This window comes from Caballeronia novacaledonica, assembly GCF_900258035.1.
Classification (GTDB): Bacteria; Pseudomonadota; Gammaproteobacteria; order Burkholderiales; family Burkholderiaceae; genus Caballeronia; species Caballeronia novacaledonica.
In genome coordinates, this window is sequence record NZ_OGTP01000046.1 from 1 (window position 1) to 9,528 (window position 9,528).

Here is a 9,528-nt window from a genome sequence, read left to right on the forward strand (position 1 = left end):
TCTGGCTGTCTGTGAACTTCGACTTCTTCATTGCGTAGAACTCCCTTTGCTGGAAATTCTACTTCTGATCCCGCTTATTGGACGGGCGGATTACCCCCCGTTTGCGTAGATCAAAATGCCGGTTGCGCGGCAACGACACGTTGTCATGCGTCGCTTCGAGCGGCGCGTCGTAACAATCGCGGGTCAGTTGCCCATTCATCGCGCGTCCCGAGTGCGATTTGGGCGAAGTCTGGATGACTGGGATTGAGCAGATAGTTAGTTTCGGCAGGGACGACCGCACTCGGCACCGCAAGCACCGCGCTCGTTCGCTTCTGCGCCCACGTAGCACCAATCTGTTGCAGCTCGGTCCGTGCACTGAGCTCTCTCCAGTCGGGTGGCAAATTCGCAGCATCGACGCGCTCGATCAGGGTTTCAGGAATTCGCGCCGGAATCATCACATACCGCGCCCGTAGCGGTGAGTCCTGCACGAGCATCTCAAGGAGCGCAAGCGATTGTGTCTGTGCTGTATATACGAGCGCCACCCCTTTCGGGTTCCACCGCCCACCATAGAGGCGCGCACCTTCGCCGGAAAAGGCGCTATCGGCATACCGCTCTGTCACTACTCGCCATGCCATCAAGGTCATGCAAAAACACCATGCTCGATGCGCCCGAGCGTATCCATCACGCTGTCGGCACCAATGTCCGTATCGAGAAGACTAAGCGGAGTAGCATCGCCTAGTACCGCTGCCGGCGCCTTGAGCCACCCGATCGCCAGATCGAGATCTTCAAATACCTCCGCGGCGCGCGCCGCGACACGCGCGAGTCGTAGTAACTTGGCCGACTCCTCGCGGCTGAAAACGCCTTCGCGCTTGCGCCGCGCCAAGGTGCGCTCGGGAATATCGAGCGCCTGCGCCAGTTCTGACTGCGAAATCGCGATCGATTTGAGCATCGAGTCGAGCGCCTGGGAGGAGATGCCGTGACGGACGATATCCACCCATTCGAGGCCCGACCGAGGTGCGCGGCGCAAAACCGAGCGTCCGCCCAACAACGAATCCGCCGAAATTTTGTCGATGACCGTCATATCGCCTCCTGCCATTTGGCATCTATGTTACACCAAATTGGCAGCGTCGACCGCTGGCGTGCGTCGCTGCGCAGAGCGGGTTGACCGAGGTCGCGTGCGGTTGGTAGGTCATTGGTGATCGACAGTCGGTTACCCGCATGAGTTGTCCGCGGATTGGATCACGACCCAAACCCACTTTCTGCAAAGTGCCGGCGATCGACACTTCTTTACTTAACGGTTTGTGGCGTCGTTTTCGACAAGCTTGGTGTGTCGCTCACTACGTTAACATCGACTCGCCCTCTTATTCCTTTAACGGCCTCGTTTTGTGTGAACTGCCAGAGCGCCCACGGCGGCTTCGGCGCTTGCTGAACTCCATATGACGCACGCCATAGAGTAATCCCCTTGGTGAATTCGGTTCCCAACACTTCGTCTAAGAGATAGTCATTTCCATAAAGTATCGGTTGCTTGCCATATGAAGAACGCAAGCTGTCCAACATTGCCATTACATTCTTCCTGACTCCCGCTGGACCCAAGCTCTGTGCACAGGCTCCTTCACCGGCAAGCGATTTGAGAGTTGCCGTGCCTTGACCGCGATACAGTTCGATGTCAAGGGCCACTGGTAATTCACCTGAATCAACACCAACAACTTTCCGAAGATTTGCCACCTGCTCCTCCGGCGATCTGCAGAAACTGAAGACATGATAGGCCCCCCGCATCAAACCCGCAGCGTGTGCCCCTTTCCAATTGTCGCCGAAACTTGGATCAGCGAAGGCCGCACCTTGAGTTGCTTTCATGTAAGCGAAGCGGATATCATGAGTTGCCGCAACCCGTTTCCAGTCTATCGGTGAGTTGAAATGATTAACGTCTATTCCACGCTTGACGCCAGACAGTGATCGCAGTGCACCGAAGCCGTCATCGTGTGTCTGCGGTTGCTGGAGTTGATTAAGAGAAGGAGCAAAGGTCTTTCCAAAGCGCTTGGATGCGGCATAGGTTGTTGACGTTGCCTCAGAAGCAGGAGCGTCCGTGAGGCGTCGTTGGAAAAAGAAGAAACCACCTTCCGATCGTTTGTCATCCGGCTCGATAGGTCCGCTCCAGTGATGAGTGTTGCCGCTCATCTCACTTTCGGGTATCCCACCGCGCTCCGCAATTTGCAATATCTGTTTGGTCAGGTACGCGTCGAGGGCTCCGAGTCGCACAATGCCGGTGTAAGACTTGGGGCCGGGGTCCAGCCCAAGTGTTACCCGACGGGCATCTGAATCTGCATCTCCATTCTGGATACCCTTTATGAGAGTTTCGAAGAAAAGACTTCCGTGCCCTTCTCCTAAACTAATCACGGTTTTGTCATCGGGACCCGCAGTAATTCCGTAAGAGCTTCGGTTTGCGACGTCATTTATGTTGCCGCCGCCTATCCCGAGACCGAAGATCGCTCCGCCATAGCATGCGTTAATCAATGCCAAAAAATGGAAAGTATTCCGTGCAAGATCCGTGAAAAGTGGACGCAATTCATTCAGACCGTAGATGTTCTGAAGATCTTGATCGTCAACTGCGGCGGGAAGCACTATACCTATTGACGGACGCGTGCCGGCTTTCGAATTTGAGTCCCACACTCCGGCAATAGGGACTCCGTGGCCTGAGTACGCCACCAGGAATCGAACTTTGCCGCGAAAGAATGCTGAACGCCGGGTCGCGTACGTTCTCAGAAAATATCGAATGTTCTCGATCGTAACATCCTCATTTTCCAGAACAATCACCTCATCAAATTTTTGGTCATCGATGAGAAAACGTTCTAACTTCTGAACGTCGACGTGAGCAGCCGGTAGATCAAACTCCGGGTTTCTATACTTGCTTATCCCGATTAATACAGCTATGCTTCGCGCAGACTTACCCGCCTCGACATGAAGGTTTTGAGCGACGCGCTCGTCGAGTTGACCATTTTCCGAAGCGAAATGGCGAAAAAAGGCGCAGCGCTTTTCAATGTCTACAATTGCGCCTTTGCCTTCGGGGTTTGAGCACGAAACCGACATGTTGCTCGGTTGTGCAAGCGTGCCATTTGTAACGGTAGTGCTGAGGATGCCAACGAGTCCGAGGCGGAAGAAGACGCACGTGCAAATTCCAGTCGTCGACATCACGCGTCTCCGCTCACTAGTTGCGCGTCAGAAAGATCTCTTTGAATTGGGCGTCCGTTCCTTTGAACGAGTCAACGTCGAGACCACCGGCATAGCCGTCCGTCAACTTACCTCCCCAGGAGAATTGCCATAACACGTATGGAAGGTTCTTCTTCGGATCCGCAATTTCCAGTTGCGAATCCTTAGCCGCGAGATCAAAAATCCATATTTTCTGATTCTGCGTTAATTTCTGAATATCGGCTGGCTTGGTGATATGCACATCAGTAAGAAAGCTCTTGTTTGTATAAATTAGCGGAGTCCAGCCAGTTTTCTCTTTCACACGGTTCACAAAATCTAGCGTCGTCGATATTATCTGTTCCGGTGTACGCTTGTTTGTCTGCCATCGATCAGCGCACGTCTTGCATGCTTTATCCCACTCCAGATCTAGCGCTGGCCGAAGATCTCCTTCCTCGAAGCCCCCGTGGAGATTGACATATTCTAGAAACCGGTCCGCTTGCGACGCGCCGCTTTGAGCCGGATTCGACGATAGAAAGTGGTACGCCCCCCGAGGCACTCTCTGGTCCGTTGGCAGCGACTTCAGGCCGCGCCACCTCTTCGGGAAAGTCTTGTCAGCGAAATCGGTTCCCTGCGTGGCCTTTGTATAAACGAAAGCCACGCTTTGCGCCTTCAGGCTATTCAAGGGAAACTTGTCGCCATTGTGGTGGCTAATGTCAATCCCGAAGTACGAATTTTTTCGAGGCGTGCCGTCCACGTCATTGTCAGCGTTCGTTGGGAACTTGAATGAATAGGGAAACGCGAATTGTTTGATGCCGGTCGATTTACTGATTCCGTTTGCCCACGCACTGAATAGTTGACCGCGCGACGGTTCAGTCGTCAGAGCCTTCCACGAACTCTCGTTGGTAGCAGGTGTCCCTTGGCCTCTGCTCATCGTCGTCGCGCCGATGCCGGCGATTGCAGCAGAAACTGTGATGACCATCTTCCACATTCCGCGTCTCCTTGCAAATGCTGCTGCCTGACGGGTTATGTCCTCGCCTCCCGCGCGACTCACAGGCGCCGACCAATACGCTACGTCTAACAACGCTCAAACAGCGTCCACTTCGAGGCGGGTTGAAAGGTATTTATAAGTCAACCTAACTTTAGCAGCGTTCGATAATTTTTCAAGTAACGGACAGTCTATGTTGTCTCGGTAAGCCCGTGTCCACGGCCGTATTTCGGCGCAGAACCCGCGAACTCTCGTTCGCAATTGCAGCAATCCTGCCGCAGCCCGCTGACCGGATATCTTGCGTGGGTTCTAGAAGGATGATGGCGTGCGGAACATGTCGCTCGTTCGATTCAATCCGCTAGCGATTCCAAACCTACGGATCCCGCCCAGAGTGCAGATTTCTTCTCAGGCGTATTATGAGTTCGTCGATCACGTCGCATTGGGCCTTGCGCTAGCAACTTACGGTGACGTTGCCGTAGCGCTGGCGTCGAATGTAATCCATAGAAAAAAGAGAGATGTATGTTTGAGGAAGGCGATTCGGGCCGTACACGGTGACGGGTTGCTTCCCTGGGGCCGAGTCGATGCTCCGATCTGTGGTCCGCACTTGAAAGAATCGTTCGTAATCTCGTATTGAGACAAATTTCCCGGGGCCGCCGGGGCACTTTCGGCTGGGGCCTGACTTATCGGGAATAAGGCGACACACGATGTAAAATATGACGAATAAGTCATTCGAATTGCCTACCTGGAAACGGTTTGGGGAACCACTCAGGTCGAAACGCCATCGGACAAACGCTAAAAGTGCTGCGCGTTTGCAATCGCTTCGAGATCGTCTATACATAAGGTATCTGTTTAAACCAGCGGGACGCATGTCTTACTGATCCACAACACCTCTAGACGCGTAAGCATCGACCTCTGTGTGCGAGCTCTACGCCGGCGAAAAAGACGACGAAAAATTGGGAGGCGCCATGCTAAAGAGCTTCTTTGAAGGCGCGACGACGTCGCTGAGAGCCAGCATGGAGTGGATCGGCTTCTACATGATTGTGTTCGGCAGCTTGCTCGTTGCGAGATCTGCTCTGGTCTCCTACGATCTCTTCTCTGTCGTTGTCGGCGCTGGTTCTGCGGTTGTTGGCCTCTTCCTCCTGCAAAGTCAGTATAGTTCGGCCACCGCGTGGATCGTCACTGGGGTCGCGGCTCTGCAATTCTTCGCACTCTCGCACGGGCCCAAGTCGCCCTACCCAATTCAGGAAGTGCTTCTTTGGCCTACGGGCGCGTGGCTGACGGCGATCATTGTTACGGCAGTGTTTGCTTGCGTCGCGCGATTGCCGATCTTCAACGAAGACTTGCTGCCGGTCGTGAATTTTGGATGGACTACGTCTCTCAATCGCGTGGGGGCATTCATCCTGATGATGACAGCATTATCTTTGCTCATCTTCTTCCCTTCTCCCGACTTTCTCAAAGGGTTGGAAAATTTCCTTCCTGCTCGCACCGGAGTACGGATGACCCCGGATTTTTTCCGGGAGGTGATGGGTAAATTCGCAGATGATTTGGTTCACACGGTGGGCATTTGGAGCCTTAAGCCCTTAGCATCCATTCCCCTAACAATTAAAGACTATGCCCAAATCGCCATCGTTGTCGGGATAATCGCGGTGGTGTGTTGGGTAACAAACGATCGGCTTGCGCGCAGGAACAGGACGGTCCCAGCCCGCAAGGTACCAAGGCCCTTGAGCGCGGAGGCGAAAGACACAAGTCTCAATGTCCTCACCGATCGGCTGACCTTCCTGTTTACATTCTCCGCCTCGGCGTTTCTATTCGGTATTGAGGCGCCGATTATCGCAGCGGGCGACTTGACGGTTCAGCTCCAGACTGCGGGCATTCTAGCCGTCTTTCTTATTGGTGGCGTCGGGGCGTGGGTCGCAGCAATGGCGATATCCTCGCGCAAGAATGTACGCTTCGTTGTTGGCTTGCTTTCGGGAACGTGCTTCATCTATGCATTGACCGGCGGGCTCGGCTTCCTACTCTTCGACATGGTCATCTCGCTGGCCCCCAACGCCAACAGCATCTATCTCTTCAGGGTGTTTGTTCAGGTTGCGTTAGGGTCGCTGCTGATCTTTACCAGCTATGCGGTTGCCGGTATTCCCATTGGCGCGGCGTCAACTATCAAATATGCTGCTTGCACGGCCCTACTCGTGCCAGCGATTGGTTTTATTCTCAACTCCGCGCTTGCAGATTTTCTAGGTGACGACTCGGGCGCGAGCTTGCCTTTAACCTGGTCGAGCGTTGACGCATGGTTGAAAGGAGGGATGTTTGCGTTGCTCACTCTGGCAGCGCTTGGTGTTCCGATGTTCGGGGACCGGTTGAGGCGGCGACGGCAGTCAAACAACCAGTTGCTCGTTGTCGCAACAAATACCATCGCGCTCGCACCGTTCCGGCTTGGTACGACCGAGACAATTCACTATCCTGAATCCGGGATGTGCACTGTGGTCTCACTAGACGGTCGGACAACAAGGCTCAGAGTTGTCGACTCCGAGGAAGCACTAATTTCCCACGTCAGACGCTATGCAAGACTGAAGTCCTTTATCACTCGACGGCCAGACGTAATCGTTACCGACTTACTCACTGCTCTGTCGGTCATTTCCAGCACGCGGAAGGTGAATTCAAATGAAGCGGATCGCTACCGATACGCCATACGCGGCATTCTCTGTTGCCTTCCATGGAGGAAAATTCAAAACCCTAATGCAGATAAGCTTGCACCGCGCCTATTTCCAGGGACGTTGGCGTACTCCCCGTCTCAAGTTGAGCGGGACAAGCATCCGTTCTACAAGTCCGACATCTATTCCATAGCGACCGGATACGAAAGTATCCTGAGATATTGCCAACATAGTAAGTTCGAGAGCGCCTTGCTTCCGGAACCATTTATCACAGTGCTTAGGCTGAAGGAAACCGATGCGAACCATCCAGTCGAGATCGATGACGACGATAGCTTCGAAGGACATGCGTTGAGCGAGCTTGCAGAGATGCTTCCATACGTCGTGCTCAGATCGACGAGACTGAAAGCTCCTGACTCGCTGCACTATCACGCCGACGCCCTCGAAGAGTCGCTTTCGGTAGGGGCCGAAGCCCTGTGTCGCAACTACCACGCGATCGACGTCGTGCGCAGCGCAGAAATCGCAAGCTTTCTCAACGCGTTCTCGCCGGTAAGCACCCCCTTTACGGCCCCGTACATCGACCGCGCGCTACGCGATTGTCTGTTCGGAAGTCGATCCAGGAGTCTCTTGTCCTTTTTAACAGCGGAGTATTCCGACGGTGTCCGCGCGGCGCTGCTAGATTATTGCGTTGAGTTGAAACTCACGGATAAACACACAGATTTCACAGCAGCATTCGGTAGCGTCCGTTGGCTCGCCGATGATTTTCGCGTGGGTGAGGAAACGACAGCCGCCGGGAACAGTGGAGGCTATCCTATGGCCGTGATCTGGGTGAAAAACGAGCCTGGCGAGCTAGGCGCGGTTCTGTCAGCGCTCGATCTAGATCTGATACTGGTCAGCGTCGTGAGCGCAGGCGAGTACGGACTCGTCTGTATCATTCCTCGGCCGACTGGCGATGGCCCCGACACGTCAGAGCGAGATTGCGATCGCACGCCACACGTGACGTTCGAGGGCGCTTACCAGTTGGTGGCAGACACCGGTCCTGCTGACTGGTCCGAGCAAGTCGAAAAGATCACCACTGCAGTTGCAGAGCACAATTGCGTCGTACGGCATGCTTTTGGCACACTCATTCGCGTGCAACACGAGAAACAGGGATTCGCCAACGCAATCAAAGCGGTTAATAGTGATCTCGGGGGAAAAACAGTGAATCTTGAAGGAGCTTGGGCTTTTCCCTCGCTGAGCGGGACCGCCTATGCGCTTTTGTTCCTGCAAGAATCGGATATGCAAAAGCTGGCGCAGCGCGCCTAAGCTCGTGCCACCTGTCCAATTGTGGCCGCAACGACTTCCTTGGTCCACGGACCCGGGCTCACGTGCTGAAGGCATAAATGTGCAACAGCCGGAATCTTATTTCCGCTTTCGCTTGAAAGATTGAAACCCCGCGCCCCCATCTATAAAGTTCGCCTGGCTTCGAAGTCGGGACTTTTCAGACCTCGTCACTTCGACGGCGTATCGAACTCAGCGCTCGGATTACGCTCGATGTGAGACGCTTATCCACTGCCGCAACGTCTTGTCTGCGGGACGGAGCGCGACCCTCAAGCTGCCTTTAGACGCAATTCGCGATCTGAACGTATGTGTGAAAACCCACATCGGAGCTGACCCTGCCTCGTTTCCACGTACAGCAAATCATGCAGCGATCAACCTAGCCTCGTAGTCGACTGGAGGTAAGCGTGGCAGCAGCGACGTCTTGACTGGGATCGTGATTGTCAGGCTGGGCTGCGGAGCTGATCGGCGACGACCCACGGTGTGAGCTCGTCAATGCGATTGATCGCATGGTCAGCGATGCGTGCGAGCACGAAGCGCAGATACGCCTCAGGATCGATGCCATTGAGTTTTGCGGTGCCAACCAGGCTGTAGATGGCGGCGGCACGTTCGCCGCCAGAGTCTGCTCCAGCGAACAGATAGTTGCGGCGACCGATGTCCTGCGTCCAATCGAGAATCCCGAACGTCATGCCGTCTAGACCAAAGTATCCGTCGAAGTGTTTTTCAGTGCAGTCCGACGTGACAGCCTGCAAAAAGTGTCCAAACCCGCCTGCTGCAGGGCAGTTGGCCAACGCGCGACATAGCTTATCCGGTGCGGGTTTCATCGTGACAGGACCACACGGCGTCGTCCACACATGGTCATGTTTGAGCTTTCCTTCTGGCGCGGTAGCCCTGCATGACGAGTTGGACATTGCCGGGCAGTGCGCAGAATGTGTTGCTTCTTGCGCAAACACGAACGGCACTACCATGTACAGCAGGAGCGCTAGAACTCTCATTGTTGTTTCCGGGTGCGATGCGAAGTGGCAATTGAGAAGTCAATACCGGCGGATTCAACCGGTCAACGCAACCCCCAACGTCTCGGCCAATTTCTCCGCTGGAGTCATAAAGCCCAAGGTCTGCCGCGGCCTTTCATTGAGTCGCTTGGCAATTGCGTTCAATTCAGCCTGTGAGTAATGATCCAACGGCTGGCCTTTTGGAAAGTACTGACGCAGCAAACCATTGGTATTCTCGTTACTCCCTCTTTGCCACGGCTTTTGCGGTTCGCAGAAGTACACCTGCATATCTGTGGCCACCGTGAACTTCACCAGACGAAGCTTGATCATGGGGTAATCCGCCCGTCCAATAAGCGGGATCAGAAGTAGAATTTCCAGCAAAGGGAGTTCTACGCAATGAAGAAGTCGAAGTTCACAGACAGCCAGA

Annotated in this window: 6 protein-coding genes and 1 pseudogene; 1 reads left to right on the forward strand and 6 read right to left on the reverse strand. The window is 54.3% G+C overall.

Translation table 11 applies throughout. From position 1 onward, the window contains the following. Positions 1-143: 143 nt before the first annotated feature. From NOV72_RS31340 to NOV72_RS31355, 4 genes are all read right to left on the reverse strand, one after another. The gene (locus NOV72_RS31340; protein WP_245933233.1) at positions 144-623 is read right to left on the reverse strand and encodes an RES family NAD+ phosphorylase; all 480 of its coding nucleotides are present in this window, start codon (positions 621-623) and stop codon (positions 144-146) included. Continuing rightward, complete coding sequence (gene parS, locus NOV72_RS31345; RefSeq protein ID WP_106858392.1) at positions 620-1,060, reverse strand: type II RES/Xre toxin-antitoxin system antitoxin; 441 nt, start codon at positions 1,058-1,060, stop codon at positions 620-622. The genes NOV72_RS31340 and parS overlap by 4 nt, the downstream gene beginning before the upstream one ends. Before the next feature lie 206 nt (positions 1,061-1,266). Further along, positions 1,267-3,165: a GH25 family lysozyme gene (locus NOV72_RS31350; protein WP_106858393.1), complete on the reverse strand. Its 1,899-nt coding sequence runs from the start codon at positions 3,163-3,165 to the stop codon at positions 1,267-1,269. Between the two features lie 16 nt (positions 3,166-3,181). Then, complete coding sequence (locus NOV72_RS31355) at positions 3,182-4,150, reverse strand: glycoside hydrolase family 25 protein (protein ID WP_106858394.1); 969 nt, start codon at positions 4,148-4,150, stop codon at positions 3,182-3,184. A gap of 911 nt (positions 4,151-5,061) precedes the next feature. On the opposite strand from NOV72_RS31355, the gene NOV72_RS31360 reads away from it, so the two are divergent. After that, positions 5,062-8,097 carry a hypothetical protein gene (locus NOV72_RS31360; RefSeq protein ID WP_106858395.1) on the forward strand — a complete coding sequence of 1,012 codons (3,036 nt, stop codon included), beginning with the start codon at positions 5,062-5,064 and terminating at the stop codon, positions 8,095-8,097. A 455-nt stretch (positions 8,098-8,552) separates the two neighbouring features. Here NOV72_RS31360 and NOV72_RS31365 read toward each other — a convergent pair. Together NOV72_RS31365 and NOV72_RS31370 are read right to left on the reverse strand one after the other, a co-directional pair. After that, positions 8,553-8,765 (reverse strand): annotated as a pseudogene (locus NOV72_RS31365) (transposase domain-containing protein); the annotation flags it as partial. 393 nt (positions 8,766-9,158) lie between these two features. After that, positions 9,159-9,528 (reverse strand): IS30 family transposase (locus NOV72_RS31370; RefSeq protein WP_245933234.1); only part of this gene is annotated, 370 nt, incomplete at its 5' end.

Bases quoted from the DNA above. Each gene is read 5' to 3' on its own strand.
- NOV72_RS31340 (WP_245933233.1), bottom strand. From the start codon at position 623: ATGACCTTGATGGCATGGCGAGTAGTGACAGAGCGGTATGCCGATAGC.
- parS (WP_106858392.1), bottom strand. From the start codon at position 1,060: ATGACGGTCATCGACAAAATTTCGGCGGATTCGTTGTTGGGCGGACGC.
- NOV72_RS31350 (WP_106858393.1), bottom strand. From the start codon at position 3,165: ATGTCGACGACTGGAATTTGCACGTGCGTCTTCTTCCGCCTCGGACTC.
- NOV72_RS31355 (WP_106858394.1), bottom strand. From the start codon at position 4,150: ATGTGGAAGATGGTCATCACAGTTTCTGCTGCAATCGCCGGCATCGGC.